Source organism: Nonomuraea sp. NPDC050383 (assembly GCF_044459125.1).
Taxonomy (GTDB): domain Bacteria; phylum Actinomycetota; class Actinomycetes; order Streptosporangiales; family Streptosporangiaceae; genus Nonomuraea.
Window position 1 is genome coordinate 1 of sequence record NZ_JBITIP010000030.1, and the last position, 26105, is coordinate 26105.

Genomic DNA, 26105 nt, shown 5'->3' on the forward strand with positions numbered 1-26105 from the left:
GTCGGGGTGGCGGGATTTGAACCCACGACCTCTTCGTCCCGAACGAAGGCAAACGCCCAGTTCAGAACCACTGGGCGATGCTTTCACCTGGGAAAACGCTTCGACGGTCTTCGACGGTCTTCGTCGGCATTCACCGCTCATGACGCACGGCTGACGCATGGAAACGATCATGTTGAGCGTAGTTACAGACAGTCACGTAATGCGGCGGGGCGGCTAGGCCGTCCCGCCGTCGTCATGACGGCCGGCGGAACTGGCGCACCTCCGCGTCCGGACGCTCGTCCTTCTGCTGCTCGAAACGGACCGCGCTGTGCAGAGCAACGATCAGCGACTCGCGGACGAACGGCGACAGGCCGTCCATCTCCCAGATCTGGCGCTCGTACGGATCGCTGTACGGATTGGTGTCGGGTTCCGGCTCGGGCTGGGGTGCGTTCTCCAGCTCCTCGGAAGGGCGGATGGGGAGCTCGTCGCGCTCGGCCGAGCCGGCGAGCACCAGCATCTCGCCGACGTTGTAGCCGAGCGGCTTCCCGATCCGACGTAGGACGTCGATCTCGACACCTTGGCCCTTGTTGAGGACCCGGTTGATGATCGAGACGTGCACGTCCGCCTCGCGCGCAAATTGCGACTGCCCGCCCTTGGCGAGGTCGTAGCCGCGTCGCGTCAGCTCCCGGCGCAGCCATGCGCCTAGCTGACCTGCTGTTTTGCCCACGAGCAATGATGATATCGCGCTGATCACTTTGAGCAACATGGCCCCCGAGGGCACCGAACCCTGACTGCCCAGGTTTACCCACGTGAAAGCCCTGATTTGGAGCGCAAAGAATCTTGTCGCATCTATTGCTTTGCGCCTAAGAGAAAGCTAGATTCCAGGCACAGCTTCTCTCCAAAGCGAAAGTTCGCGCTTCAACTAGGAGGACCCATGGCGCAACCCGTCAAGATGCGCCTCGACGAGTTCGAAGACCGGGCCGCCAAGCTCGGACTGAAGACCCAGACCGCCCAGGCCCGCGCCATCGGCGTGCACGTCTCCATCCACAACCGCGTCCTCACCGGCGTCACCCGCGAGCTGAGCGGCCCCTACGTCATCGGCCTGCTCCGCGTGTTCGGCTCCGAGGAGCTCCGCAAGGAGATCGACGCCCTGTTCCACAACGACCTCGACGAGCAGCAGGTCGCCTCATGACCCGCACGCAGGCAGCGGCCGAGCAGTTCACCCTGCTGTTCACCATCCCCGAGGCCGCCAAGCAGCTCCGCCTTGGCCCCGTCACCGTCTACGCGCTCATCACCGACGGTGATCTTGAGGCGATCGACGTGGCCCGGCCCGGCAGCACGCGAACCCACCTGCGGGTGCCGCTGTCCGCCATCCAGAAGTACATCGCCACCCGGCCCCGCGTGCACAAACCCACCCCATGAAAGCCGCGAGGCCCGACCGCTGTCACCGGCCGAGCCCCGCCGATCGCATCCCTACTCGAGCGAAGGACGAGATCGTGACCATTCTCGCAGACCACACCGACACCAGCACCACCGTGTTGTCGAGCACCGACATCCTCGACGCCGCCGACGCCCTCCACCGGCTCAACGGCCACCGCGTCACCCACATCAACCCGCGCGACCGGCAGGCGCTCACGCTGCTGACATACCTGGACGAGCTGCCGCCGTACCTCCGCAACGCGCTCGCGAAGTTCGTCACCGGCGAGGCGACCTGGCTGCCGAGCCTCGCCGCCCGGCTGATCCAGCGGCACCTGCCGGCCGTCTCCGACCAGGACTGGTGGGAGTGGCGATCGCAGCGGCAGGCCGAGCCCGCCCCGGCCGACCAGATCATCGCGGCGCTCGCCGGCCACTCCGCCTCCCGCTCCGGCGAGTTCGGCAGCGGCATCCTCGACGGCGCCCTGCAGACCGCCATCCGCGTCGGCCGCCCGAGCCTGCCCCTCCACGAGGTGCCCGCGACCGCGGCCCGGCTCGTTGCCGGCGCGATGCTCGACCTCGACGCCGACGGCCTCACCCCGCCCGCCCAGGGCAACCCGGTGCAGCGGGCGCTGCGCATCATCGCCGCCGAGGCCGCCCGCCGCTCCGACAGCACCGCCGACGCCCTCCGCTGGGCGATGCGGACGCTCGCCGCCGAGATGGCGCACAGCTCGCCGACGCCCATCCCCGACGAGACGCAGCACGACGCCTACCGGCACGTGGAGGACCTCGTGGAGCAGGCGCGCTGCGAGCAGCAGATGGCCGACTACGACGAGGCCCCCGTGGCGGTGACCCGATGAAGGTTCGCGACCTGCACGACGACGACGTCGTCACCAAGGACGACTGGGCCGACGGCCGGCCGGTCCGGGTCACGAAGGTCGGCGACCGCGGTGTCCGCTTCCAGGACGTGACCGCGCACGGCCGGGCCCGCCAGGTGGATGTGGACCCGGACGCCGAGGTCACCGTCAAGGCCCGCAAGTGGGGTGGCCGCTGATGTGGATCGTCCGGCTCACTGAGCAGCGCGTCCCCTTCGGGCCGTTCACCGACGAGCAGGAGGCTCAGCGCTTCGCCGACTTCCTGACCGCCGAGGTGGAGCGGCTCTGGTCTCCGCTCGCCCAGCTCCTCTCGTGGCGCGACCACGCGAAGGGCGGCGAGTGATGGCGAAGCCGAAGCCCGCGCTGCCGTGGCTGCCGCCCGGCACCCCCTCCACCTCGATCTGCCCGAACGGCCACATCAACCCGGCCACCAACACCGCCTGCTGGAAGGGCTGCCCGTGAGCACCTTCACCCCCGAATTCGACGGGCTGCCGTCCGAGGACGAGATCTCCGGCTACCTCGCCAGCCTCGCCGACCCGCACGAGCACCCGTACGACGCCTTCCCCGCCCAGGCCCGGCCCCGGCCGACCTGGCGGGGCGGGCCCCCGCTCAGCCACGCCGACGAGCGCGCCTACCGCGACGAACAGGACGACCAGTGACCAACGACCGCATGCACTCGGTCTGCATGACCTGCGGCAGCGCCGAACCGGTCAACAAGGACGGCCGCATCCGCAAGCACAAGACCAACGGCCAGCCCTGCCCCGGCAGCGGCATCCCGATCGGCACCGCCCGCATCCCCAAGCCGGCCCGGGGCTGGTACACCGACCCGACCACCGGCGCCAAGCTCCGCCGCGTCACCACCATCCTGGCGAAGGGCGTCCCCAAGCCGGCGCTGCCGTTCTGGTCCGCGAACCTCGTCGCCGAGACGGCCATGGATAACCTGCCCATGCTGGTCCGCGCCTCCCGCCGCCCCGCCGACACCCAAGAGGCGTACGACTGGCTCCGCCGGGCGCACACCCGCAAGAAGGACGAGCGCGCCAACGTCGGCAGCGCCGTGCACCGCATCATCGAGGCGCACGTGCTCGACGAGCCCCTGCCGAGGGAACTCCTCGACGACCCGGAGATGCGCCCTTACCTGGACAACTTCCTCCGGTTCGTCGACGAGTACGAGGTCACCTTCGAGGCATCCGAGATGGTCGTCGGCAGCTACGAGCACGGCTACGCCGGCACCCTCGACTACATCCTCCGATCGCCGCACATCCACGGCGGCCGGGCCTGCCTCGGTGACACGAAGACCGGCGGCGAACTGGACGTCCACCTCTCAGATGGAACGGTCAAGGGCGTCTACCCCGAGGCCGGGATGCAGATGTCCGCGTACCGGCACGCCGAGGTGTGCTGGTTGCGCGACGGCACCCGCCTGCCCATGCCGGAGACCCACGACGAGGGTGTCGTCCTGCACCTGCGGCCCGAGGACTACCGCGTCTACCCGGTCAAGTGCGGGCCGGCGGTGTTCGCGAAGTTCCTGCACGCGATCCAGGTGGCCGAGTGGTCCACCGAGTTGGCCGCGACCGTCGTCGGCGCCGCTCTCCCTGTTCCCGCCCGTCAGGCCCTGGAGGTGGCCTAGCCCATGCCCATCATCGAACTTCAGCGCCGGATGCGGCAGCTCGGCGAGATCCGCATCGGCCGCGTCATCGACACCGGCAAGATCAGCCAGAAGACCGGCAAGCCGATCCTCCGGCCGGAGAAGCTCAACCGCTTCCGCCTCACCTCCGCGAGCAAGCCGCTGTTGGAAGAGGTCGCCGCACTGTACGGCGGAACCGTCCAGGCGTGGACCCCTGCGAACGGCGGGCCCGCCGAGTGGGAGGTGTTCACCGACGCCGACCGGCTGCCCGTCCTCGTCCCGCCGCGCGAACCGGTCACCCAGTGGTACGAGCAGTACAAGGGGTCCAAGTGTGTGCGCCGCTGCGACGGCGTCACCGAGCAGAAGTCCGACCAGGCGTGCCTGTGCGACCCCGACAAGCGGGTCTGCCAGATCACCACCCGGCTGAACGTGATGCTGCGCGACGTGCCGGGCCTGGGCGTGTGGCTGCTCACCAGCCACGGTTTTTACGCGGCCGTCGAGCTGCCGGAGGTGGCCCAGTTCCTCGCCTCGACGCGCGGCTACGTGGATGCGTGGCTGGCGATGGAGGAGAAGCAGGTCGTCCGCGAGACCGGCGAGGTGGCCCGCTTCATGGTGCCGAAGCTGGACGTGGCCGTTACGCCCGCGCAGCTCTTGGCCGGCGAGGGCACGAGCACCGGATCCGCGATCGCCGCCGCTGACCGGCGGGCGGTCGAGGGGAACGAGCAGGCGGCCATCGAAGCGCCGCGCCCGGCCGGCGGGGAGCCGACGGCGGAGGATTTCCTCGTCCGTGCCCGGGCGGCGACCACGTTCGCCCAGTTCAAGGTGATCTGGGATGAGGCTGGCGCGGCGGGCATCTCGCCGACCCCGGCGGAGTCGGAGGAGATGACGGCGATCGGCAAGCGGCTGAAGGCCGCCGAGCCCACGCCGCAGCCCTCCCCGGCGCCGTCCGCCGACGCCGACGCGGTGTGGCAGCAGATCGTCGCCGCCTGGCCCGGCACCACTTCGGAGCTCAATGTTGCCTTCGCGCAGACCATGGGCGGGCTGGCCCCGGAATCCGCCACTTCGGCGGACCTGTCCACGTTCCTGGCCAAGCTGCGCGCGGGCGAGCTGACCGAGTCGGTGAGCGCCTGATGGGCTGGCATTTGGGGCGCATGGCTCCGTTCGATCTGGAGACCACCTCCCCGAACCCGGAAGAGGCCCGGATCGTCGAGGCGTACCACGGCTACGTCGGCGGCGGCAGCGACCCGGTCGACCGGCCGCCGCTCCTGGTGGACCCGGGCGTCGAGGTGCCGGCCGAGGCGACCGCGATCCACGGCTACACCACCGAGCACCTGCGCGAGCACGGGATGCCGGCGGAGGAAGCCATCCCGCGCATCGCGGGCGCGGTCATCGCAGCGTGGAACGAGGGCATCCCGCTGGTCGCCCACAATGCCCGCTTTGACCTCACGGTCCTCGACCGCGAGCTGGTCCGGTACGGCCAGCCTCCGCTGATTAAGTGGGCGGCCGGCGAGTACGGCCCGGTCATCGACACCCTCGTCCTGTCCAAGCGGCTGGACCGGTGGCGCCGCCGGGTCAGCCCCGACCAGGGCGCCCACGCCCTCAAGACGTGCGCCCAGGTGTTCGGCATCCCGTGGCGGGACGAGGACGCGCACGGCGCCCGCTACGACGCGCTCATCGCCGCCCGCATCGCCTGGCGGATGGGCGCCATCGCCCACATGCCGGCCGAGCAGCGGCCGCGCATCCAGTCGGGCCGGCAGGACGAGCGGCACCTGTTCGACGAGCTCGCCACGGACCTGCCGACCCTGTTCGCGTCGCAGCGGCGGTGGGCGGCGGAGCAGGCGGCGAGCTACCAGGAGTGGCTGCGCTCCCCGAAGGCGGGCGAGAAGCGCAACGCGGACGCGGTGATCTCGGGGGCGTGGCCGGTCGAGCCCGCCTCTGCGCAGGAGACCCAGCAGACAGCACAGGGGGCGGTCGCATGACCAGCAGGCAGACGACCTCGACGGCGACGCTCGGTTGGCCGAAGGCCGGCGACATCGCCGGCAGCGGCAAGACCGTAGCCGTACCGATCGACTTCGGCGGCGGCGAAACCATCGTGGTCACGGACCCGGCGTGGGCCCGCCAGCTCGCCAACGCCGCCATCGCCGCGGCCAGCGTGCTGGAGTCCGTCCTCGGTATCGACCTGCTCGACCTGGCCTCGGCCGGCGACGCGGTCGAGCCCGGCGAGGCGAGCGAACGGGACATGGCTGCGTCGTGACCGTGCACGTCCTGCACGGGCTGTCTTTCCTGGCCGGGCTGGTCGGCGGCATCTGGTGCCGTCCGGCCGCCCGCGCCGCAGCTCACACTTTGGTCGCCTTCCTGAAGCGGCGCGCGCGTCTCGCCCGCCGCACCCTGGCCGCCCTCTCCCGGGCCGCCCACCTCCGGCCTCACCGGCCCCGCCACGCAATCCCAAGGACACACCCATGACCGACATCACGATCATCGGGCTCGATCTCAACACCAGCGCCGTCCTGCAGCGCGCCGCCCAGCACATCGACGAGTGGGGGCACATCAAGGGCGACTTCGTCAACCACGAGGACGGCGGGTACTGCGCCGCCGGCGCCATCGCCAACGCCTCCGGCATCGAAGCCGACGACTGGCACGAGCAGAACAGCGCCCCGTGCTTCGAAGGCGAGGACCTGGACGAGCACGCCCGTTGGCTCGCCGGACGCGCCGCATCCCTCGCCGCGCTGCGCGCCTTCTCCGCCCACCTCTTCCCGAACTCCAGGCCGGAGGACATGACCCGCGAGGCGCTGATCGTGAAGATCGGCGACTGGAACGACGCCGACGATCGCACCGCCGAGCAGGTCATCGAGGAGATGCGCGCCGCCGCCCAGGAGGCGACGCCGTGACCCCGCAGACGCTGTGCATCCTCGCCATCGCCGCCGCAGCCATCGTCATCGGCCGTCACACCCCGGCATCGCGGGCCCGCCGCGAGCGCAACCGCGCCGAGCGGGTTGCCGCCGCCCGCCGCCGAACCGAACGGCTCGGCATGGTCGGCCACCTCGCCGTCCACGACAACGAGGCACTGTTCCTGCGGTTCCTCGCCGACCACCCCGAGCTCCGCAGCATCCGGAAGGGGGCGTGATGCACGACCTCACCGCCCACGAGGCGCTCCTGCGCGACGCACTCCACGCCGAAGTCGACGACCTCGAACCTTGCGACTGCCTCCCCCAGATCCTGGCCGCCGCCCGACGGGGCGCCCCCTGGCTCCTCGCCCTCCTCGCCGGCATCGGCATCGCCCTCATCGCCGCCGGCATCCTCCTCGCCACCCAGCAGCACGGCGAGCCCACCCCGACCGCCACCACCCGCCTGCTGGAGGCGTAGATGACCACCAACACCCCCGCCACGCTTACCACCCGCCAGGAGCTGGCCCCCGCCGCCGCGCGTCTGCGCTGCGACCACCGCTTCCCCGTCCAGCCGCCCCACGGCAGCCTCTCCTACCCGGGCCCGTGCCAGCACTGCGGCGTGCCGCACGCGGCGTCCAGCCCCGTCGCGGACCAGCTGCGCGAGCCCTTGGCCGCCTGGCTGGAGAAGGCCGCCAAGAGCTTCGACGACGAGACGTACGAGGACGCCATCGAGTGCCCCTCCTGCGGTGACGGCTGTCACGAGGACCACGGCACGATGCGGGTCCACTCGTTCTGTGGGAGAACGATCGGCGCCGACGCCGAGCGCTGCGCCTGCTTCGATGAGGCGCTGGCCGTGGCCCGCGCCGTCAACGGCGGCGCGTCATGACCCACACCACGACGTCCGGGGCCCCCACCATCGGGGGTGGGGCCCCGGCCACCCAGCCCCCGGCCAGCACACCCCTCCCCGCGCTGGCCGGGCTCGACCCCTACACCCGCGCCTGGACCTACTGGGCCGCCGCCGTCATCGCCACCTTCACCGCGATCGAGACGGCCGCCCTCATGCGGGCACCCAGCCGCGGCACCCTCACCGCCCAACTCCGCCGCAAGCGGGCGCTCAGCGCCGCCGGCATCGCCCTCTTCGCGGCGTGGGCCGTCCACCACATCGGATGGCAGGGGCGCGAATCATGAGCCGCTCGAAAGCGATCGGGACATCCGCGGAGACCGCCGTCGTCCGCGCCCTCCGCACCCACGGCTACCCGCACGCCGAACGCCGCGCCCTCGCCGGCGTCCACGACCTCGGCGACATCACCGGCACCCCCGGCGTGTGCTGGGAGGTGAAAGGCGGCGACGCCGCCCGCACCGCCAGCGACAACCAGATCGCCGACTGGATGGCCGAGACCGAGAAGGAACGCGCCAACGCGAGCGCCGACATCGGCGTGCTCGTCATCCAGCGCAAGGGCGTCGGCGCCGCGAACGCACACCGCTGGTGGGCGTACACCACCAGCGCGGTCCTCGCTCAGCTCATGGAGCCGTCGGTCGCCCTGTACGACGAGGCGCCGATCGTGCCCGTGCGGATGCTCCTCGCCGACCTCACCCAGGTGCTCCGGTGGGCCGGCTACGGCGAACCGCTGCCCGAGCAGCTGGAGGTGCCGGCATGACCACCATCACGCTGCCCCTCCACCAGCGGCTCCGCCACCTCCGCCAAGACAACGACCTCGACCAGCAGCAGCTCGCCCCCGCCGCTGGCGTCTCCACCAGCGCCCTCCGACGCTGGGAACTCGGCCACGCCAGCCCGTACATCGGCCACGCCACTGCCGTCGCCCGGGCGCTCCACCACGAGATCGTCATCACCCGGCACGGCGTCGTCATCGCCACCCTCGCCGAGACGCTGTCCGACTCGGCAGGGTTCCGACACCGCCAGCACGCCACCCGCGCCGACCTAGCCGCCCTCCTTTACATCAGCCACCTCAGCGTCGGCATCACCGAACGCAAGGCCGCCGCTGGCCGGCAGCTCACGGTGGCGACGCTGGAGCGGTATTTCGAAGCGCTCGGCTATCAGATCGGCCTCGCCCCCGCCGAGGCGGTGGCACCGTGCTGACCCTCATGGACTGGTTCTGCGGAGCTGGCGGCAGCAGCCAGGGCGCCCACGCCGTACCCGGCGTCGAAGTCACCCGCGCCGCCAACCACTGGGCCCGGGCGATCGAGAGTCACAGCATCAACTTCCCCACCGTCGACCACTACCTCGGCGACATCCGCGAAGCGCCCGTCGACCGCTGGCCCGTCTGCGACATCTTCTGGGCCTCCCCCGAATGCCCGCAATGGTCCAACGCCCGCGGCAAGCGCCGCGACTTCGCCACCTCCATGCAGGACTCCCTGTTCGGCGACGAGCGCGACGAGGAAGTCGAGCGGTCCCGCGCGCTCATGGAAGAAGTCCCCATGTACCTGCGCGGAGTCCAGCAGCGCGGAGGGCTCGTCCTGGCCGGCGTCGTCGAGAACGTCGTCGACGTCCGCGCCTGGGATCAATGGGACCGCTGGATCGGCGAGATCCGCGCCCTCGGCTACCGCACCCGGGTCATCGCCATGAACAGCATGCACGCGCCCGCCGCACGCACCCCGCGCGCCCCGCAGTCCCGCGACCGGCTGTATGTCGCCTACTGGCACCGGACGCTCGGCCGCGACCCCGACTGGGACAAATGGCTGCGCCCCGCAGCCTGGTGCCCGGGCTGCGACGAGTGGGTGGCCGCCATGCAGGTGTTCAAGCAGCCAGGCGCCGACATGGGCCGCTACCGCCAGCAGTACGTCTACCGGTGTCCTCGCTCGGCCTGCCGCAACGCCGTGGTGGAGCCGTCCGTGCTGCCCGCGCTGCACGCCATCGACTGGACGATCCCCGGCCAGCGGATCGGCGACCGCTCCAAGCCGCTCGCTGACAAGACGCTGGCCCGGATCCGGGCCGGGCTGGAGAAGTACGCCCGGCCGATCGCCGCGACCAAGGTCCTGGCGTGCCCGCCGCTCATGGTGCCGGCGGGCGGCACCTGGCGGGACGACGCAGTCCCGGTGACCGAGCCGATGCCGACCAGGACGACCCGCGAGAACGACGGCGTCGCGATCGTGCCGCCGCTGCTCGTCCCCGTCGAGGGGCGGGACGGCAAGGAGGCCAGCCCGGCCGACGCGCCGCTGCGCACCCAGACTGCCCGCAACGAAACCGGGCTGGCGTGGCTGCCGTTCGTCGCCGAGCTCCGCGGCGGCGGCAGCGACGCCCGGTCGGTCAGCGAGGCGCTGGCCACCGTGACCGCGTCCGGCAACCATCACGGGCTGTGCGTGCCGCCCGGCTTCGTGATGCGCAACAACACGCCGCGCGGCGGTGCCGGACACCTATGCACGCCGTTCGACGAACCGCTGCGGGCCCTCACCACGGCCGGCCACCAGTCGGTCGTCACCTGGGAATCGCTGCTCGTGCCGTACTACGGCAAGGGCAACGCCCGCCCCGCGGGCGAACCGATCGGCACCCTGTCCACCCGCGACCGGTACGCCGTCGTCAACGGCCTCGCCGACCTCGACCTCGACGACGTGCTGTTCCGGATGCTGGAGCCTCACGAGATCGGCCGCGCCATGGCCTTCGGCCAGGACTACGTGGTGCTCGGCAACAAGCGGGAGAAGGTCCGCCAGTACGGCAACGCCGTCACCCCGCCCGTCGCCGAAATCATCGTGTCCGCGCTGGTCGAGGCCATCACCGGCGAGCAGCTGGAGCGCGCGTCATGAGCAGCCAGCCGATCCTGATCATCTGCCTCGACTGCGAGAAGCCCGGCCGCCACAACGGCCGCGGCCTGTGCATGACCTGCTACGCCCGCCACCACGACGCCGGCACCCTCCACCACTGGCCGTCCGTCAAAGGCGACCGCGCCTGGCAGCAGAACTACCGGCTCCCCGAGCCGACGCCCGAACCGCAGCCCGCCCGAACCAACAACGGCGCATGGACACAACGGGCCGCCTGCCGCAACGAGGACCCTGAACTCTGGTTTCCGGTCTCCACCAGCGACGACGACCCGCAGGTGCGGAAGGCGAAAGCCATCTGCCGCGGCTGCCCCGCCCTCGCCGCCTGCCACACCTGGGTGACCTTCCACCCCCAGAAGTACGGCATCTGGGCCGCCACCACCCCGCAGCAGCGCCGCCACATCGCGCTCCGCATCCCCGAAGGGACCTCAGCATGACCGCCACCACCGCAGCCAGCAGCATCACCGACTGGATCCGCCCCTGGTACGTCGGCGCCGTCCTCACCCACCCCCAACTCGGCGGCCACATCGAAGGCCACATCTACCCCGACTGCGAGCGCCTCCTCCGCATCGAGTCGCAGCCCCGCGAAGGGTCCGGCTGGCTCGACCCCCACACCGGCTACGTGTGCGCGTCCTGCACCGACCGCAGAACCTCATCGCTCCGGCCAGCCACCCCGCGCCTATCCGGAGCGACCGCCACGTCAAACGTCACCGTGGAGTCCGCAGCATGAAGCTCACCATCGACCCCAAGCTGCTCGCCGACACCGTCGCCTGGGCCGCCCGCGCCCTCCCCACCCGGCCCCCCATCCCCGTCCTCGCCGGCCTCATGCTCGCAGCCCACGACGACCAGCTCGACGTCTCCGCCTTCGACTACGACATGTCGATGCGGGCCACCATCCCCGCCGACGTCGCCGAACCCGGCCTCATCGTGCTGCCCGGGCGGGTTCTGACCGAGATCGCCAAAGCGCTGCCCACCACCTCGTACGTCGAGATCACCGCCGACAACCGGGAAGCGGGCATCAGGTGCGGGCGCTCCGACTACACCCTCCCCACCCTCCCCGCCGACGACTACCCCACCCTCCCCGAACCGCCCGACCCCGTCGGCAGCATCAACGCCGACCAGCTCGCCGCCGCCGTCGCACAAGTCGCCGCCGCCGCAGGCAAGGACGACACCCTGCCCATGCTCACCGGCGTCCGCATCGACGCCGACGGCGGCCAGCTCACCCTCGCCGCCACCGACCGGTACCGAATCGCCGTCCGCGACCTCACCTGGGCACCCAACGGCGCCCCGTTCGGCCACCTCATCCCCGCCCGGCACCTGCACGACATCACCAAGGGGCTCGGCCACGGCGACGTCCAGATCGGCGTCGGCGACGGGCTCGCCGCCTTCACCACCGGCAGCAGGCACACCACCGTCCGGCTGCTCGACGACCAGTTCATCGACTACCGCAAGCGGATCAGCTACGAGCCAGCCATCACCGCCACCGTGGACGCCGCCACCCTCGCCGCCGCCATCAAAAGGGTCGGCCTCGTCGCGGACCGCACCACCGCCATCCGCCTCGCATTCGACCGCGAGCAGGTGCTCGTCCGCGCCGGCGGCGCCGACATCGGCCGCGGCAGCGAAACCGTCGAATGCGCGCTGACCGGCGACCCCATCGAGATCGCCTTCCAGTCGCAGTACCTGCTCGACGCCCTCGGCGCCATCGACGGGACCGCCCACATCGGCATGGACGGGGCGAGGAAGCCCGCCCTGTTCCGGTCCGGCGACGACTCCTACCGGTGCCTCGTCATGAGCCTCCGGGTCAGCTAATGGCCGCGGTCATCATCCGCGGCGACGCCCGCGCACTCCCCCTCCCCGACGCCAGCGTCGACCTCATCATCACCTCGCCGCCCTACTGGGCGCTGCGCGACTACCGCGACGGCGAGACGAGCCTTGAGGGACAGATCGGCAACGAGCCCACCCCGTGGGGCTACCTCGGCGCGCTGTGGGAGGCCACCGCCGAGTGGGTGCGCGTTCTCAAGCCGTCCGGATCGCTGTTCGTCGTCCTGGGCGACAAGTGGGCCAACCGGACCCGCGGGGCGTGGAGAGGCTCCAGCGACGGCTACACGGGTCGCGGAGACAGTCCCCGCTACGTCCGGCCGAAGGACCTGCCGGAGAAGTCGCTGATCGGTTTGCCGTGGCGGTACGCGATCGGCTGCATCGACCAGCTCGGGCTGATCCTCCGCTCGGAGATCGTGTGGTCGAAGCCGTCGCCGATGCCGGAGTCAGTGACCGACCGGGCCCGGCGCAGCCACGAGCAGGTGTTCCACTTCACGCTGCGGCAGCGCTACTTCTCGGCGACCGACGCCATCCGGGAGCCGCACAAAGCGCCGCGGCGGACCGCCGGCGTGACCGCGTTCGGTGCCCGGGACCGGAACATCGCTCGGACCGCGACGGGCGACTACGTCGGGCCGAACCCGCTGGGCGCGATCCCGGGCAGCGTGTGGGAGATCGCGACCCAGCCGCTCCTAGCGCCCGAGGAGCTGACGATCGGCCACGACGCCGCCTACCCGCCGGCGCTGGTCCGGCGGATCGTCCTCGGCTGGTCGCCGGAGGGCGGAACGGTGCTCGACCCGTTCGGCGGCAGCGGCACCACAGCGCTCGTCGCCTCCACGCTCGGCCGCCGCGGCGTCACCGTCGACCGGTCGGCAGGCTACTGCCGGCTCGCCCAGTGGCGCACCACCGATCCGGGAGAGCGGGCTCGCGCACTCGGGCTCCCCAGGCCCAAGCCCGTCCCTGAGGCGCAACAGCCGCTCCTCGACGACGAGGTGCTCCCATGAAGCCGTGCACCCGCTGGGACGCCGCCGCAGGCCAGCACTGCGGCGGCACCCCCACACGCCTCTACATCACCGGGCCGCGCTGCGCCTCCTGCACGCCAGCCGCCCTCGCCGGACAGCCCGAGCCGGGCCAAGGCGCGCACTGCGCCCCAAACCGGCTGTACTGCCCGCCCACCAGCCGATGCACCACCTGCACCGCACAACTCGGCGAGGCGACCGCATGACGCTCACCCTCCAGGACGTGCTCGCCCGCGGGCTCACCACGCGAACCCTCACCCGCTGGATCGCCCAAGGCCACCTCCGGCCCCGGCTCGGCGGCCACGGCAAGGCGCGCCACTGGCCCCAGCACGAGCTGCAGATCGCCGACCTGATGCTGCGCCTCACCGACGGCGGACTTACCACCGGAGTCGCCGCCCTCATCGCCCGAACCCACATCGCCGGCGACAGGCTCCCGCTCATCAAACTCGCCCCCGGCCTGGTGCTCGCCATCGACACCGACCTGCTCACCGAAGCAGGCACACGGTGACAGCGGACCGCCATGCCATGGGTCAGCACGTGCGCCACCTGCCGGCGGCCGGCCACCCGCATCATCACCGGCCGCCGACCCGGCCGCACCCTCTACAGCGCCCTGTCCTGCGACACCTGCGCCCCCAAGCACCGCGCAAAAGCCGCAGACGCCGGGCCCGTCACCGAAGAACAGCTCGAGACCGAGCAGGACCCGCTGTTCTGAGCCCCACCCCATGGCCACCCGTCCGAGCACCACAAGCACCGCATCCAGGGGGACCGGTTGACCTCCCAGCAGGACCCGCCACAAGCCGACCTCGACGAGGCACGGCGCTGGCTCACAACGCTCCACGGCGGCGCCCCCGGCCTCATCAACATCGTGTCGACCGGCAACTGGACCGGCCAGAGCTACACCACCGACGACGCCGGCATCGACGCCGCCATCAACTACATCGCCCGCCTCGACAAGCAGAAGCGGCCCGGCATCTACGCCCGCGCCACCACACTCACCGCCGCCCCGAAGCCCGGCAGCCGCGGACTCGCCGCCGACTCGCTGTCCTTCCCCGGCTTCTGGGCCGACATCGACATCGCCGGCCCCGGCCACAAACACGAGGCCTGCGGCGACGACTGCCGAAAGCAGCACACCCATGCCAAGCTGCCGCTGCCCCCCACCCCCGACGACGGCCAGCGCATCCTCGACGCCGCCGGGCTACCCGAACCCACCATGTGGATCCAGTCCGGCGGCGGCTGGTACCCGTGGCACCTGCTCGACCAGCCGGTCACCCTCACCCCTGCCAACCGCGACGACATCGCCACCCTGTCTGCCCGCTGGCAGATCGTCATCGAAGCCGGCGCCCACCGGCTCGGCTGGCACTACGGCCGCGGCGTCGGCGACCTCGCCCGCGTCCTCCGCATCCCCGGCACCATCAACCGCAAAGCCAACCAGGAGCGGCGCTGCCGGGTCGTCGAAGCGTCCGGCGCCACCTACAGCCTCGACGAGCTGGCCACCCTGCTCTACTCGATCGACCTGCCCGACCCCGAACCCGCCAAGCACCAGACGCCGCCCGCGCGCCCCCGCCCCACCCACATCGCGCCCGGCACCATCGGCCCCTACGACGCGCTCGGCGAAGTCTGCGAATGGCGGGACCTGCTCGAACCGTACGGCTTCCGCTACATCCGCTCCGAACGCGACGGCGCCGAACTGTGGAAGTACTCCGGGTCGTCCACCGAATCCGAGTACTCGCTGCGCGCCTGGCCGCACGTCCTCGTCAACTTCTCCGAGACCGCGCCGCTCCCCGTCGGCGCCGGCCACCGGCTCACCCACGGCAAAGTGTTCGCCCACTGGCACCACGGCGACGACCACAGCGCCGCAGGCAAAGACGTGGTGCTCGCCGCCGCCGGCCACCCCGACGCCAGCCCGGCCGCCCGCGCGCTACGCCCCGCCATCCTCGACCACATCCGGCAGCGGTGCGGCGTCCGGCCGTGGACCCCGAACACGCCGCCGCCCGCCAACGACACGCCCTGGCCCGACCAGCCCTCCGACGAGCAGGAAACCCCCGCCGCGGAGCGCCCGGCCGCTGACGCCGACCGGGTCAGCGGCGACGTGCGCCGGGCCATGGCCGCGGCCGACGAACAGCATCTGTGGGAAGGCGTCTTCCCTCAACTCGACCACGTCCACGACAGCCAGTGGTCCCTCCCCGGCAGCGACACCGCCCCCGCCGTCCTGCCCACCTTCCCGCTGCACACCTTGCCTGGCGACACCGGCAAATTCGTCGACGCCGTCGCCACCTACACCCAGACCCCGCCCGAGATCGCCGCATTCGCCACCATCGGCGCGCTCTCCGCAGTCGTCGGAAGCCACGCCACCGTCACAGGGCAGTGGACCGAAGAAACCCTGGCCCTGTACCTGTCCACCATCGCCGACTCCGGAGACGGCAAAACCCGCGCCTTCAAGGCGGTCAACGCCCCCATCTACCGCCTCGAAACCACGCTGCGCTCCGCGTGGGACCGGGCGTACAAGGACCAAGCCGACGCCCTCGCCATAGCCGAGACAGCCCGCGAAGACCTCATCAAGAAGGTCGCCACCGCCAACGGACCGAACCGCAACAAGCTGCTCGCCGACCTGGACAGCGTCAAAGAGACGATCAAAGAACTCACCGGCCCGCCCCGGCCGCAGCTCCTCGCCGGCGACATCCTGCCCGAGGCGCTCGCCAAGCTGATGCACAAGGTCGGCGGGCACATCGCGATCGTGTCCGCCGAAGGCACCTTCCTCGGCAACATCTGCGGGCGCTACAACAACGGCCGACCGAACCTCGAGTTCGTGCTCGTCTCCTGGGACGCCAGCGAGCCGTGGCGGCCCGAACGGATCTCCCGCGACGCCTTCGAGCTGGACCGGCCATCCCTGACACTGTCGCTGTCTGTCCAGCCCGTCGTCATCGAAGAAGCGGTTGCGTCCAAGGCGGTCACCGACAAGGGGCTGCTCAACCGGTTCCTCCTCGCCCGGCCCGAATCGCTGGTCGGAGACCGCGACATGAAGCCGCCGGCCGTGCCCGCCCACCTGGCGCAGGCATGGGACGAATGCGTCCGCCGCGCCTTCTACGCCGTGTGCCCGGAAGGGCGCATGTTCGACGACGACGGCAACCCGCTCCCGCCCGTCCCCATGCAGGTGGGCGAAGAGGGGGAGGCGCTGATGCTCGACTGGCGCACCCGGCACGAGAAGAGGCTCGACCCGAACTCCGGTGACCTGAACCGCATCAAGGGGTGGATGTCGCGGGCGCCCGGCAACGCCTACCGGCTCGCCGCGCTGCTCCACCTCGCCGCCGGCCACAGCCCGCGCACCGTGATCGGGCCTGAGCCGATGGCTGACGCGCTCACCATCATCGACTACTGCGTCCCCCACGCCATCGGCATCCTCGCCTCCGACGATGGCTCCACGCCGGCCGCCGGGAAGCCCGCCTGGGTGCAGGCCGCGTGTGGCCACATCTTGGCGTGGATCCGGAAGAAGGGCATGAGCGAGTTCACCGCGAGCCACGTCACGCAGGGACTCAAGGGGCGTTCGTGGGTGAAGGAGCACGGCGCGCCCGGAGTGCGAGGCGTCCTGTTGGCGCTGGCCGCTGACGGCTGGCTGGCGACGGTGGCCCGGTGCGACGCGGCGGGGCGGCGGCTGTCTGACCCGCTGTTCGTGTCCCATCCGGAGTTGGTCGGGGGGCGGCGGTGAAGGTTCACGCTCCGCGGCGGAGTTCTGACGGCGTACCGGTGTCTGCGGGAGACGTTCAGGACGTTTGGGATGTGCTTAGGATGCGCATCCTAGACGTCTCTGAGCCGGTTGAGCTGCGGAAACGCCGACGGTTAGGACGTCTAGGACATCTAGGACGCGGTGCGCCTCTGAATCTGAGGGTCCGCGCCGCCATGCATCCGCTGACGATTACGCAGAGCGATGTTCTAAGCGTGGTGCTGAACGTCCTAGATGACCGGCCGAACATCCTAAACGTCGAGGCTGCGAACGGTGCTAAGCACGTCGCCCCCAAAATACACCTTCAAGATCATTATTACTGTCTGTATATATTCCTGGGCTATTGCCACACACAGAGACACCACCCCGCCCCCTCCACACCTCACGGCATCCCAGACGTCCTAAACGTCCTAAGCGCCTACCCGCAGTCACCAAAACACGGCGGCACACCATGACCACACTCCTCCAAGACCCCCTCTTCGACGACGAACCCGCCACGCCCAAGCCGACCCCCAAGCCCGCACACACCTACGCCCACCCCCGAGCACCCCGACGCAACCCCGACTTCCGCGCCGAATTCTGCACCCCCATCTGCATCACCTGCGGCAACCCCGAACACCCCGACGGGCGCCAACACTGCTGGCCCACCTGCTCCACCCTCTGCCAGCACGTCGCCCAACCCCACCGCACCGACGTGTGCCTCACCACCACCCGGGCCGCCGCGCAGATCGTCACCAGCCCGTACAGCGGACACACCATCGCCATCGTCCGCGAATGCCCCCACTGCGGACGAGCCCACGCCCACGCACCCACCCCCGGCACACACCACCGCATCAGCGGCTGCCGCCGGCCCTACATCCTCCACATCCCCGAGGTGACCTCTTGAGCAACGACGACCTGATGAGGCAGGCCGGCGCCGTCCACTGTGAGACGCACAGCCGCTGGGAGTGCTCGAAGAAGTCGAAGCGCCGGCCCGGCGACCGCTGCCACGCGTCGGCGATCCGCGGCACGAACGCATGCCGAACGCACGCCGGCGTGTCCACCGCGGTGGCGAAGGCGCGCGGCGAGGCCCTGTCGGCGTGGCGTGCGGTGCCGGGCCGCCAGGACGTCAGCCCGGCCGAAGCTGTGATGGCGATGCTGCAGATGTCGTGGGCGCGGGTGCACATCTACGCCGGGCTGCTCGAGCAGCAGTTGGCGGAGGCGGATCCGACGCGGGGCACCGGGTACGGCGAGGGGCTCGTCGGCCACACGTTCAGCGCGTCGCCGTCGGTCGGCGTGTACGAGTCGGGCGAGGCTGTCCGCGGGCTCGCTCAGCTTGAGGCGGCCGAGCGGGACCGGTGCGTCCGGTACGCGAAGACGGCGCACGACATGGGGATCGCCGACCGGGAGATCCGCTTGGCCGAGGCTCAGGGCGCGCTGCTGGCTGGGGCCATCTCGCGCATCTTGGACGGGCTGGAGTTGTCCGCGGCGCAGCGGGCGCTGGTGCCGACCATCGTGCCCGGCGTGCTGCTCGAAGTCGCCGGAGGTGCGTCATGAGCGTCGGAGGGTTCGAGCCCATCGCCGTTTACGACGTTCGCGACCGCTGGTGGATGGACGAGCCCACTGCTCACGATCGGCTGCTCACCTGGCTGCGCTCGTACGAGGTGGACCCCACCTACACGCGGCGCTTCGAGGTCTACCTCATCGACTGCCCGTCGCTGCGCGTCTACGACCTCGCCCTGGACGAGCACGGCCAGCCGTACCGGGACGGGCCGGGGATGGCGCTGCGTGAGCCGTACGACGTGCTGCTGCGGGACTTGCCGCCGGAATGTCCGGGCCGGCCGAGCCCCCGCCCGCCTGGCGCCCTCCGACTCCTGCACCGGCGCGCGGCTGAGAGCGATTCTCCCGACCCCCACGCTCCGTAGCCCGCGCCCGCCCCGAAAACCCGCCCACGACCACTACAGCGCCGCACAGATGCATCCTGAGCGATGCTGTGGAGCACAGCACAGCCCGATCGTCCGCGCATCATCGAGAAGAGGACCAGTGACCGACCACGACACCGTCGAGACCTTCGACGGCAGCCACATCACCCGCATCCCCCACGGGTGGCCGACCGCCGACCACACCCTCATCGCCACCGCCGAGCTCGACGACCTCCGCCAGCGCATCACCCTGGCCCGCGACCGCCACCCCTCGCCGGACGAGCTCGCCAAGCAGAACGCCCAGTCCGGCCGGTACTGCCCGACCTGCATCACCCTCGCCCCCTGCGACACCCGGCAGATCCTCGACGGCAAGGAGCCCGACCATGCCTGACACCCCCCAGACCCGCGCGCCGTACCGGATCCTGGTCACCGGCTCCCGCTCGTGGACTGACTGGAGCACCGTCTGGACCGCCCTCGAAGACGCCATCGAGCAGGCACACCAGCAGGGCCACCGCGAATACGTGATCGTCCACGGCGGAGCGCAGGGCGCCGACCGCATCGCCGCCGACTTCTGCGAAGACCAGGCCGGCTGGTACGACAACGCCGACCAGACGCTCGCCGTCGAGCACCACCCCGCCGACTGGGCCACCTGCGCCCCCACCTGCCGCCCCGGCCACCGCCGCGCCCGCCGCGACGGCACCACCTACTGCCCGACAGCCGGGCTGCGCCGGGACGCCGCGATGGTGGCCCTGGGCGCGAACGTGTGCATCGCGTTCATCGACCCATGCACGAAACCGGGCTGCCGGAAGATCAAGCCGCACGGCTCCCATGGCGCATCCCACACCGCCGATCTCGCGGAGAACGCCGGCATCCTTGTCCGCCGTCTTGAGGAGAAGGTTCATGCCTGAGCCAGCCGCGACGCTCTGTACCGGCACGGTCACCGTCTCCTGGGCCGACCTCGACCTCGTCATGAACCACGCCGGCAACCCGCAGCGCATCGCCGAGTACCCGGCCGCCTGCCAGCGCATCCGCGACGCCCTCGCCCGGGAGCAGCCGTGAACCACGCCTATGTCGCCACCGTCGGCACGGGCCCGGACGGGCCTGGCTGGCAGCTCATGGGCCACGTCGCCGACGATGGGCTCGTCATCATCGACGACCTCCCCCATGCCGACCTCATCCGATGGCCGGTCCGCATATCGCTGACCCTCACCTCATCCGCATCCCGGCTCACCTGGTGGCGGTGGCAGCTCACCACCGGCAGGCCCGGCCCCGGAGCGTCGCGGGTGAAGCGCGAGTACCGGAGGCGGCGCCGATGAACCGCACCGCCCGGATCGCGGTGCACCTGACCATCCTCGGCCTCATCGCCGACCTGGCCTACGTCCTGGCCCACGCCGCCGTGTTCTTCCTCCTCGACGGCATGTGGCTGGAGAGCGTCGCCTACCTTGCGGTCGGCAGCACCACGATTGCCTGGATCTCCACCACCGGAGCGAGCCGCACCCGCGCTCTGCTCTCCGAGGACAGCCACACCAGCACCGATCAGGGGGAGTAAGCATGCCGATCAACCCGAACGCCTGCCCCGGCGTGTGCAACCGCGCCGCGCGCGCCGCCTGGACTTCCTACGACCAGGCGCTCGCCGACCACGCCGAGGCCATGACCGCGTGGCTCGCCACCCCCGGCGACGACCGCGGCCAGCGCCCCGAGCCGCCCGAGCAGCCCACCATCCCCGTGCCGCTCGGCGACCCTGTCTGGGACCACCGCTGCGCCCGCCTCATCCGCGCCGCCCTCGCCGAAATCGACGACACCGCGGCACTCCTCGCCGCCAGCATCGACGGCCACCGCGGCAGCGCGCCCGCCGGCCCCAACGGTGTCGCCGCCCCGTCGCACCTCTCCATCGTGAACACCCTCGACGAGCTGTACGGGGCGCTCAGCATGGTGGAGGGCCAGTGGCGGGAGTACCGCCGCTACCCCGACCGGCCGCGCCGGGCCCGCGGCACCCACGCCCGCACCCTCACGGTGGGCTGGCTGCTGGGCGAGCTCGACGACATCCTGCTCCACCCCGGGAGCGTCGATTTCGGGCTCGGCGTGTTGGGCTGGCAGGCCAGGCTTCGGAAGATGACCAAGTCGGATCCGGTCTCGACGATGTCGCCGATCCGGTGCCCCCGCTGTAGCGAACGGCAGGTGCGGCGCAAGGACGATGGCTACTACGAGTGCGCCTGTGGCAGGCTGCTGAACCAGTCGGAGCACGATGCCGAGTACGCGCGGCAGGCGGACGAGCACGAGCAGCAGGAGGTCGGAGCGTCATGAGCACACCACAGTTCGGCAGCCTGGAGTGGCAGCAGCAAGTCCGCAACGGGCTCGAGCGCGCCTCACGCCAGCTCAACGAAGCGCTCGAGCAGACGGGCCGCATCCTCGCCGCCCAGGGCGCGATGGGGTGGGCGTTGCGCGGCGACCTCGAAGCCACCCGCACAGCGCTCTACGGCATGAGCCCGGATCGGCTGCGTGAGATGTCCGCCGCCGCGGCCATGCTGGCGGCCCTGGCCGACGAGGAACTGAGCGCCAGGTGAGCGACATCGAGAATCTCCTGACCGCCGTCGAGCGCATCGACTGGGCGAGGGTCGAGCACACGAGCGACGAGGAGCATTACGGCGACTGGCTCTGGATCGACGGCAAAGTGCAGTTGGCGAGCGGCCTCGACGAGCAGGCCGTCGTCGAGTTCATGCAGCACGCCCCCGCCGAATTGCGGCGGCTCATCGCCAGGGACACGACCGTAACGAGTGGACTCGACTGGATCCAGCAGCGCCTCGGCAACCTACAAAGGCTCGCCGATTCTGTGGAAGCCATGATTCGGGCGCCGCACGATACCCGCGGGCCGGCGGGTTCTGCGATGTGGAGGCTGACGCTCGAATGCGGTCACTTCCGCCTCGACGGCCCGTGGGACGTCGACGAGCCGCAGCGCCACATGATCGGCGACATGACGTTCTACGAGGTGTGCCCCAGGCGGGCCAGCGCCGAGGGCGAGGTGATGCTCGTCCGGCAGATCGTCAACGTGGAGCGTGTGCCCATCGACCAGTACCGCGGGCCGGACGCGCGCGCGGACGCCGAGCGCAGGGAAGGACTGGGGCTCCAATAGAGATCGTTTTCGCTACATGAGAATGTCTGTTATCAGGTAGCGAACCGGCGTAGCCTTGTGTCACGCGGATCCCCCCTTCGAAAGAAGACCACCAGTGATCCATGACGCACTCGCCCCCCTCGCCGACACGCCCACCCCGTTACGCGGCCGCCCACCCGCCCGAGACGACCAGACCCTCGTCGACCTCATGCACGCCGCCGGGCTGTCCCCGCTCGCCGTCGCCTCCACCGCGGCATGGCTCGACGGCGAGAAACGGGCCAGCCCCCGCACCCGCCAGTACTACGTGACCGACCTCGGCTGGTGGCTCACCTACCTCCACGCCCGCAGGCTCGACCCCGCCGACGTCCACCCGCTCGAAGCCGACCGGTACGCGGCAGCCATACGCGCGGCTGGGCTCGCCGACTCCACCCGCGCGCGCCGCCTCGCCGCCGTCTCCTCCTGGTACCGCTACCTCGTCCGCGCCGGAGCCGCCCAACGCAACCCGCTGCTCGACATGGAGCGGCCCGCCGTCGAGGACGTGTCCAAGACCCGCAGCCTGTCCAAGGACGAGCTCGACCGGATGCTCGCCCACGCCCGCCAGTACGAGACCGCCCGCACCTACGCGCTGCTGTGCCTGCTCGTCGTCACCGCCTGCAGGGTCGGGGGGGTCGTCGCCGTCGAGACGGGGGCGCTCGGCTACGACAAGGGGAACCGGGTCATCGACCTGCCGGTCAAGGGCCGCGGCGGGACGAAGACGAAGCGGTTCATCGTCCCGCCGTACGCGTCCGTCGCCCTCGACGCCTACCTGGCGGAGCGCGGCCCGGCGCCGGGCCCGCTGTTCAGCACCGCGACTGGCCGGCCGATCGACCAGCCGTACGTGTACCGGCTCGTCCGCCGCATCGCCAAGGCCGCGGGCGTCCCCCAGTGGGACGGCCTGTCACCCCACTCGGTGCGGCACTCGATCGCCACCTACCTGCTGGAGAAGTACCCGCTGCACGTCGTGCAGGATCTGCTCGGCCACGCTGACCCGCGCACCACGCGCCGCTACGACCGGGCCCGCGGCCTGCTCGACCGGTCGCCGGCGTACGCGCTCGGCGCCGAGTTCGCCCAGGGCGAGGCCCGCCATCTTGGTAAGGAGACTTCATGAACGAAGTTCCGGTGAACGCCGCTCGTGTCGGCTACCTGTGCGCCTCGCCGGCCTCGCCGATCCGCGACATCTATCGGGCCGACCTCGTTGCGGCAGGGTGCATACGCGTATACGAAGACACCCCTGGCCCAGAGCGCCCCGAGTTCGACCGGGCGCTGAATTGGCTACGTAGTGGTGATGAACTGCTGGTCTGGCGGGTCAACCAATTGCCCAGCGCATGGGACCAGCGCTACAGCGGGCTTCTCAACGATCTCAAAGCCAGGAGTGTGGTACTGGTGAGCCTTCTGGACGGGTTGAGCACTGTCAGGCCCAACGGTGACCTGTGCGTCAACCTCGCCTGGGCTCAGGCAGACCAGGAGCGAGCGGTGTTCGAGCGGCTGATACAGGCTGGCCACTCAGCCGAGCATGCTGTGCAGCTCCTGATGGGTCATCTGTACGCCTCAGAGTCCGACTCTGAGCCATCGACGCCGGATTCCATCGAGCGGATCGCTGCGGTCAGGGCCGGCACGATGAAGGTGGGCGTCGATGGCTGACCGCGACCCCATGGCCGAAGCCGCCGCGCTCGCCGAAACGCTGCGCTCCACCATCGCTGACCTCGACGCCCACATCGAACGGCGCGCCCGAGAGATCGCCGAGCGCCGCCCCCCAACCGTGTCCGACGCCATGCTGGAAGCAATGGGGAAGATTGAGGCCGCCGGCGAAACGATGCGGCAGCACATGCTGGAGAAGGTTCCCGAGGGAGAGGGGCAGGACTTTCTCGCGGCGATGCCGCCGATCAAGTGGAAGTGGACCGCAGCCCAACTGTTGATGGACATCTGCGACGAGGAGCGCAGGCAGCACGAGAAGCGAGAGGGTGGCAGCGGTGCAACCGGGTGACGTGATCCGAATGACCTGGGATAATGGATCTCATGACGGATATCGACACGCTCGCCTGCGACGTGCACCCTGTCGCTGACGGCGTGCTCGTCATCCCGCTGCTGCTGCCCATCGCCATCCCCGAGTCCGCCTTGGGATTGAGCGTCCGGGAATGGCTCGGCTTGCCCGCCTGACCAGCGGCATGTAACACTACGCGCAGACGGAACACGAATGCCCTCACGCACCTCGCGGAGGGCATTCCGCATTCTCAGGGGGTGCGCCTTGAACCCCGAACCCGTCACCGCCGTCACCGCCGCCCGCCGCCTGAAGCGGCAGCCGGTCACCATTCGACAGTGGGCGCGCCGCTACCAGGCCGCCCAACTCGGCAAGGACGGCCGGCAGGTGTTCTACGACTTCCGGGACCTGGCCACGATCGACGCCTGCATCTACCGCGGCGAGCCAGTCCCCGAGACGCCGCAGGCCCGTGCCGAGCTGCGCGACCGGTACCGGGCCGCCGCCTAGACCTTGAACCGTTCGATCCTCGCAAGGTGCTCGTCGTCGGCGGGTTTGATGAGCCACCAGCCGACCGGCGGCACCTGGTGCAGCAGCACCTGCTCGTGGTCGGGCAGCCCGAACTGGGAGCCGTCGAGGTCGACGAGGTAGGCGTGCAACTCGATGCGCGGTCGCATCGGCCGGCCGTGCTCGTCGCGGTCGCCGGGCAGCACCTTGGGGGCGATGTAGCGGGCGTGGACGTGGGCGACGCTCCAGCGGTGGATCGGGTCACCGTGCGGTGCCACCCAGCCGCCCGGCTCGGCGGGGTTGTGCGGCCAGTTGTGCAGGTCAACCCGACTCGACTCCATTCAGCCATTCTCGTACATCCGTTCGACCGATCGCCACGGAGGTCACCCATGCCGCTCCCCGACCTCGGGCAGGCCACCACCCACTGGCTGATCGACCGGTGGGACGCCGACCAGACAGCGTGGGTGCAGCGCGCGAGCGGCATCCACACGCCCGACGCCGCCGTGTTCCGGCAGTTCGGCGTCCAGCCGTACAACTCCAGCGACCACCTCGGCAACGCCGTTCTCAGCGCCGGCTGGCTGCGCATCCTCACCCTGGCCATCGGCGGCGGCGGGCAGGCATGGGACGCCACCCACTCGCGGATCGGCGTCGGCGACGGCGCCACCGCGGTCACCACCGCCGACACCACGCTCACCGGCTCCACCAACAAGTACTTCAAGCTGGTGTCCGGTGCGCCGACGGTGGGTGTCGGAGCTGGGCCGCCCACCAGGACCCTCACGTTCGCGGCCACGTTCGGCGGCGCGGTCGCCAACTTCGTGTGGGCCAAGTTCGGCATCGACCAGGGGACAGCGGACGGAACCACCGAAACGGCGACCCTGCTCAACGCCGCCGTGTCCGCTCAGGGAACCAAAGCCGCAGGTCAGACCTGGTCGGCAACGGCCGTCGTCAGTTTCACGTAGATCATGGCGACCGTACGGCTCTACCTCGCCCCCGAAGAAGCCGCGTTCGCCAGCACCGCGTTCCCCCAGTACCAGCGGAACGCGGGCACCAACTTCCCCGTCACCGGCCTCGCCTTCGACGGCGCCGGAACCACCGCCGAGCGCGCCTACTGGAAGTTCGAGCCCGCCGCCTACGGCTCCGGCAGCATCACCTGCGACATCATCTTCTACAACGACGCCTCCACCGCAGGAGCCTGCGTGTGGGAGGCCGCGCTCGCCGCGATCACCCCCGAGACCGACACCCAGGACGTCGAAAACAAGAGCTTCGCGACCGCGCAGCAGGTGACGAAGGCTCACCCCGGCACCACCGCGCAGCGCCTCCAGCGGGCCACGATCACGATCTCCAACCTCGACAGCATCGCGGCCGGGGACGAAGCGTGGCTGCGCATCTCCCGACTGCCCAACGACGGCGCCGACACCTCGACGGCGGACGTGATCCTCACCAGCGTGCGGCTCAGCTACTCCGACACGTAGGAGGAC

General features: G+C 70.7%; 45 protein-coding genes. 43 read left to right on the forward strand and 2 right to left on the reverse strand.

Annotated features, from left to right (window positions below):
* Positions 1 to 232: 232 nt before the first annotated feature.
* Positions 233 to 745: a hypothetical protein gene (locus tag ACIBG4_RS40425; protein ID WP_397207697.1), complete on the reverse strand. Its 513-nt coding sequence runs from the start codon at positions 743 to 745 to the stop codon at positions 233 to 235.
* A gap of 168 nt (positions 746 to 913) precedes the next feature.
* Between ACIBG4_RS40425 and ACIBG4_RS40430 the strand changes: the two genes are divergently transcribed.
* The 41 genes from ACIBG4_RS40430 to ACIBG4_RS40630 all read left to right on the forward strand — a co-directional run bounded on the left by ACIBG4_RS40430 (position 914) and on the right by ACIBG4_RS40630 (position 24630).
* Positions 914 to 1171, forward strand: a complete 258-nt coding sequence (locus ACIBG4_RS40430; RefSeq protein WP_397207699.1) for a hypothetical protein — start codon at positions 914 to 916, stop codon at positions 1169 to 1171.
* Positions 1168 to 1401, forward strand: coding sequence for a helix-turn-helix domain-containing protein (locus ACIBG4_RS40435; RefSeq protein ID WP_397207701.1), 234 nt, complete (start codon positions 1168 to 1170; stop codon positions 1399 to 1401). The genes ACIBG4_RS40430 and ACIBG4_RS40435 overlap by 4 nt, the downstream gene beginning before the upstream one ends.
* Before the next feature lie 74 nt (positions 1402 to 1475).
* The gene (locus tag ACIBG4_RS40440) at positions 1476 to 2252 is read left to right on the forward strand and encodes a hypothetical protein (protein ID WP_397207703.1); all 777 of its coding nucleotides are present in this window, start codon (positions 1476 to 1478) and stop codon (positions 2250 to 2252) included.
* A complete protein-coding gene (locus ACIBG4_RS40445) occupies positions 2249 to 2446 on the forward strand; it encodes a hypothetical protein (protein WP_397207705.1) in 198 nt (65 codons plus the stop codon). Before ACIBG4_RS40440 ends, ACIBG4_RS40445 begins: the two co-directional genes overlap by 4 nt.
* The gene (locus ACIBG4_RS40450; RefSeq protein WP_397207707.1) at positions 2446 to 2610 is read left to right on the forward strand and encodes a hypothetical protein; all 165 of its coding nucleotides are present in this window, start codon (positions 2446 to 2448) and stop codon (positions 2608 to 2610) included. Before ACIBG4_RS40445 ends, ACIBG4_RS40450 begins: the two co-directional genes overlap by 1 nt.
* Positions 2611 to 2725: 115 nt before the next feature.
* Positions 2726 to 2926, forward strand: a complete 201-nt coding sequence (locus ACIBG4_RS40455; protein ID WP_397207709.1) for a hypothetical protein — start codon at positions 2726 to 2728, stop codon at positions 2924 to 2926.
* Complete coding sequence (locus ACIBG4_RS40460) at positions 2923 to 3891, forward strand: hypothetical protein (protein ID WP_397207711.1); 969 nt, start codon at positions 2923 to 2925, stop codon at positions 3889 to 3891. The genes ACIBG4_RS40455 and ACIBG4_RS40460 overlap by 4 nt, the downstream gene beginning before the upstream one ends.
* Before the next feature lie 3 nt (positions 3892 to 3894).
* Positions 3895 to 5019 (forward strand): hypothetical protein, encoded by a 1125-nt coding sequence (locus ACIBG4_RS40465; RefSeq protein WP_397207712.1) that lies wholly within the window; start codon positions 3895 to 3897, stop codon positions 5017 to 5019.
* A 20-nt stretch (positions 5020 to 5039) separates the two neighbouring features.
* Positions 5040 to 5867 carry an exonuclease domain-containing protein gene (locus ACIBG4_RS40470; protein ID WP_397207714.1) on the forward strand — a complete coding sequence of 276 codons (828 nt, stop codon included), beginning with the start codon at positions 5040 to 5042 and terminating at the stop codon, positions 5865 to 5867.
* On the forward strand, positions 5864 to 6142 hold the full coding sequence (locus ACIBG4_RS40475; protein ID WP_397207716.1) for a hypothetical protein: 279 nt from the start codon (positions 5864 to 5866) through the stop codon (positions 6140 to 6142). Before ACIBG4_RS40470 ends, ACIBG4_RS40475 begins: the two co-directional genes overlap by 4 nt.
* Positions 6143 to 6347: 205 nt before the next feature.
* On the forward strand, positions 6348 to 6776 hold the full coding sequence (locus ACIBG4_RS40480; protein ID WP_397207718.1) for a hypothetical protein: 429 nt from the start codon (positions 6348 to 6350) through the stop codon (positions 6774 to 6776).
* Positions 6773 to 7012, forward strand: coding sequence for a hypothetical protein (locus ACIBG4_RS40485; RefSeq protein WP_397207720.1), 240 nt, complete (start codon positions 6773 to 6775; stop codon positions 7010 to 7012). Before ACIBG4_RS40480 ends, ACIBG4_RS40485 begins: the two co-directional genes overlap by 4 nt.
* Positions 7012 to 7251, forward strand: a complete 240-nt coding sequence (locus tag ACIBG4_RS40490) for a hypothetical protein (RefSeq protein ID WP_397207722.1) — start codon at positions 7012 to 7014, stop codon at positions 7249 to 7251. Before ACIBG4_RS40485 ends, ACIBG4_RS40490 begins: the two co-directional genes overlap by 1 nt.
* Complete coding sequence (locus tag ACIBG4_RS40495) at positions 7252 to 7659, forward strand: hypothetical protein (RefSeq protein WP_397207724.1); 408 nt, start codon at positions 7252 to 7254, stop codon at positions 7657 to 7659.
* Complete coding sequence (locus tag ACIBG4_RS40500; protein WP_397207726.1) at positions 7656 to 7961, forward strand: hypothetical protein; 306 nt, start codon at positions 7656 to 7658, stop codon at positions 7959 to 7961. The genes ACIBG4_RS40495 and ACIBG4_RS40500 overlap by 4 nt, the downstream gene beginning before the upstream one ends.
* A complete protein-coding gene (locus ACIBG4_RS40505; RefSeq protein WP_397207728.1) occupies positions 7958 to 8431 on the forward strand; it encodes a hypothetical protein in 474 nt (157 codons plus the stop codon). Before ACIBG4_RS40500 ends, ACIBG4_RS40505 begins: the two co-directional genes overlap by 4 nt.
* Positions 8428 to 8871, forward strand: coding sequence for a helix-turn-helix domain-containing protein (locus ACIBG4_RS40510; protein ID WP_397207730.1), 444 nt, complete (start codon positions 8428 to 8430; stop codon positions 8869 to 8871). The genes ACIBG4_RS40505 and ACIBG4_RS40510 overlap by 4 nt, the downstream gene beginning before the upstream one ends.
* The gene (locus tag ACIBG4_RS40515) at positions 8865 to 10532 is read left to right on the forward strand and encodes a DNA cytosine methyltransferase (protein ID WP_397207732.1); all 1668 of its coding nucleotides are present in this window, start codon (positions 8865 to 8867) and stop codon (positions 10530 to 10532) included. Before ACIBG4_RS40510 ends, ACIBG4_RS40515 begins: the two co-directional genes overlap by 7 nt.
* Entirely contained in the window at positions 10529 to 10981 is a 453-nt protein-coding gene (locus ACIBG4_RS40520) for a WhiB family transcriptional regulator (RefSeq protein WP_397207734.1), read from the forward strand. Before ACIBG4_RS40515 ends, ACIBG4_RS40520 begins: the two co-directional genes overlap by 4 nt.
* Positions 10978 to 11274, forward strand: a complete 297-nt coding sequence (locus tag ACIBG4_RS40525) for a hypothetical protein (protein WP_397207736.1) — start codon at positions 10978 to 10980, stop codon at positions 11272 to 11274. The genes ACIBG4_RS40520 and ACIBG4_RS40525 overlap by 4 nt, the downstream gene beginning before the upstream one ends.
* The gene (gene dnaN / locus ACIBG4_RS40530) at positions 11271 to 12353 is read left to right on the forward strand and encodes a DNA polymerase III subunit beta (protein WP_397207738.1); all 1083 of its coding nucleotides are present in this window, start codon (positions 11271 to 11273) and stop codon (positions 12351 to 12353) included. Before ACIBG4_RS40525 ends, dnaN begins: the two co-directional genes overlap by 4 nt.
* Complete coding sequence (locus tag ACIBG4_RS40535; protein ID WP_397207740.1) at positions 12353 to 13363, forward strand: DNA-methyltransferase; 1011 nt, start codon at positions 12353 to 12355, stop codon at positions 13361 to 13363. The genes dnaN and ACIBG4_RS40535 overlap by 1 nt, the downstream gene beginning before the upstream one ends.
* 217 nt (positions 13364 to 13580) lie before the next feature.
* Positions 13581 to 13886 carry a hypothetical protein gene (locus tag ACIBG4_RS40540; RefSeq protein WP_397207741.1) on the forward strand — a complete coding sequence of 102 codons (306 nt, stop codon included), beginning with the start codon at positions 13581 to 13583 and terminating at the stop codon, positions 13884 to 13886.
* Positions 13887 to 13898: 12 nt separating this feature from the next.
* Complete coding sequence (locus ACIBG4_RS40545) at positions 13899 to 14090, forward strand: hypothetical protein (RefSeq protein WP_397207743.1); 192 nt, start codon at positions 13899 to 13901, stop codon at positions 14088 to 14090.
* Positions 14091 to 14147: 57 nt separating this feature from the next.
* Positions 14148 to 17081 (forward strand): YfjI family protein, encoded by a 2934-nt coding sequence (locus tag ACIBG4_RS40550; RefSeq protein WP_397207745.1) that lies wholly within the window; start codon positions 14148 to 14150, stop codon positions 17079 to 17081.
* A gap of 466 nt (positions 17082 to 17547) precedes the next feature.
* Positions 17548 to 17982 carry a hypothetical protein gene (locus tag ACIBG4_RS40555; protein WP_397207747.1) on the forward strand — a complete coding sequence of 145 codons (435 nt, stop codon included), beginning with the start codon at positions 17548 to 17550 and terminating at the stop codon, positions 17980 to 17982.
* Complete coding sequence (locus ACIBG4_RS40560) at positions 17979 to 18632, forward strand: hypothetical protein (protein ID WP_397207749.1); 654 nt, start codon at positions 17979 to 17981, stop codon at positions 18630 to 18632. Before ACIBG4_RS40555 ends, ACIBG4_RS40560 begins: the two co-directional genes overlap by 4 nt.
* The gene (locus tag ACIBG4_RS40565) at positions 18629 to 19000 is read left to right on the forward strand and encodes a hypothetical protein (RefSeq protein ID WP_397207751.1); all 372 of its coding nucleotides are present in this window, start codon (positions 18629 to 18631) and stop codon (positions 18998 to 19000) included. The genes ACIBG4_RS40560 and ACIBG4_RS40565 overlap by 4 nt, the downstream gene beginning before the upstream one ends.
* Before the next feature lie 118 nt (positions 19001 to 19118).
* Positions 19119 to 19388, forward strand: a complete 270-nt coding sequence (locus ACIBG4_RS40570) for a hypothetical protein (RefSeq protein ID WP_397207753.1) — start codon at positions 19119 to 19121, stop codon at positions 19386 to 19388.
* Positions 19381 to 19905, forward strand: coding sequence for an SLOG family protein (locus tag ACIBG4_RS40575; protein WP_397207755.1), 525 nt, complete (start codon positions 19381 to 19383; stop codon positions 19903 to 19905). The genes ACIBG4_RS40570 and ACIBG4_RS40575 overlap by 8 nt, the downstream gene beginning before the upstream one ends.
* Positions 19898 to 20056 (forward strand): hypothetical protein, encoded by a 159-nt coding sequence (locus ACIBG4_RS40580; RefSeq protein WP_397207757.1) that lies wholly within the window; start codon positions 19898 to 19900, stop codon positions 20054 to 20056. Before ACIBG4_RS40575 ends, ACIBG4_RS40580 begins: the two co-directional genes overlap by 8 nt.
* Positions 20053 to 20313: a hypothetical protein gene (locus ACIBG4_RS40585; protein ID WP_397207759.1), complete on the forward strand. Its 261-nt coding sequence runs from the start codon at positions 20053 to 20055 to the stop codon at positions 20311 to 20313. The genes ACIBG4_RS40580 and ACIBG4_RS40585 overlap by 4 nt, the downstream gene beginning before the upstream one ends.
* A complete protein-coding gene (locus tag ACIBG4_RS40590; protein WP_397207761.1) occupies positions 20310 to 20546 on the forward strand; it encodes a hypothetical protein in 237 nt (78 codons plus the stop codon). The genes ACIBG4_RS40585 and ACIBG4_RS40590 overlap by 4 nt, the downstream gene beginning before the upstream one ends.
* Positions 20547 to 20548: 2 nt before the next feature.
* A complete protein-coding gene (locus tag ACIBG4_RS40595) occupies positions 20549 to 21301 on the forward strand; it encodes a hypothetical protein (RefSeq protein WP_397207762.1) in 753 nt (250 codons plus the stop codon).
* Positions 21298 to 21561: a hypothetical protein gene (locus ACIBG4_RS40600; protein ID WP_397207764.1), complete on the forward strand. Its 264-nt coding sequence runs from the start codon at positions 21298 to 21300 to the stop codon at positions 21559 to 21561. Before ACIBG4_RS40595 ends, ACIBG4_RS40600 begins: the two co-directional genes overlap by 4 nt.
* Positions 21558 to 22127, forward strand: a complete 570-nt coding sequence (locus ACIBG4_RS40605; RefSeq protein ID WP_397207766.1) for a hypothetical protein — start codon at positions 21558 to 21560, stop codon at positions 22125 to 22127. The genes ACIBG4_RS40600 and ACIBG4_RS40605 overlap by 4 nt, the downstream gene beginning before the upstream one ends.
* Positions 22128 to 22221: 94 nt before the next feature.
* Positions 22222 to 23253, forward strand: a complete 1032-nt coding sequence (locus ACIBG4_RS40610) for a tyrosine-type recombinase/integrase (RefSeq protein ID WP_397207768.1) — start codon at positions 22222 to 22224, stop codon at positions 23251 to 23253.
* Entirely contained in the window at positions 23250 to 23786 is a 537-nt protein-coding gene (locus ACIBG4_RS40615; RefSeq protein ID WP_397207770.1) for a recombinase family protein, read from the forward strand. The genes ACIBG4_RS40610 and ACIBG4_RS40615 overlap by 4 nt, the downstream gene beginning before the upstream one ends.
* Positions 23779 to 24129, forward strand: a complete 351-nt coding sequence (locus tag ACIBG4_RS40620) for a hypothetical protein (RefSeq protein ID WP_397207772.1) — start codon at positions 23779 to 23781, stop codon at positions 24127 to 24129. The genes ACIBG4_RS40615 and ACIBG4_RS40620 overlap by 8 nt, the downstream gene beginning before the upstream one ends.
* 32 nt (positions 24130 to 24161) lie before the next feature.
* Positions 24162 to 24302 carry a hypothetical protein gene (locus ACIBG4_RS40625; RefSeq protein WP_397207774.1) on the forward strand — a complete coding sequence of 47 codons (141 nt, stop codon included), beginning with the start codon at positions 24162 to 24164 and terminating at the stop codon, positions 24300 to 24302.
* Positions 24303 to 24390: 88 nt separating this feature from the next.
* Positions 24391 to 24630: a hypothetical protein gene (locus ACIBG4_RS40630; protein ID WP_397207776.1), complete on the forward strand. Its 240-nt coding sequence runs from the start codon at positions 24391 to 24393 to the stop codon at positions 24628 to 24630.
* On the opposite strand, the gene ACIBG4_RS40635 is transcribed toward ACIBG4_RS40630, so the two are convergent.
* Positions 24627 to 24968, reverse strand: a complete 342-nt coding sequence (locus ACIBG4_RS40635; protein ID WP_397207778.1) for a hypothetical protein — start codon at positions 24966 to 24968, stop codon at positions 24627 to 24629. The two genes, ACIBG4_RS40630 and ACIBG4_RS40635, sit on opposite strands and share 4 nt — an antisense overlap.
* A gap of 48 nt (positions 24969 to 25016) precedes the next feature.
* Between ACIBG4_RS40635 and ACIBG4_RS40640 the strand changes: the two genes are divergently transcribed.
* Together ACIBG4_RS40640 and ACIBG4_RS40645 are read left to right on the forward strand one after the other, a co-directional pair.
* A complete protein-coding gene (locus tag ACIBG4_RS40640; RefSeq protein WP_397207780.1) occupies positions 25017 to 25586 on the forward strand; it encodes a hypothetical protein in 570 nt (189 codons plus the stop codon).
* Between the two features lie 3 nt (positions 25587 to 25589).
* Entirely contained in the window at positions 25590 to 26099 is a 510-nt protein-coding gene (locus ACIBG4_RS40645) for a hypothetical protein (protein WP_397207782.1), read from the forward strand.
* Positions 26100 to 26105 lie beyond the last annotated feature (6 nt).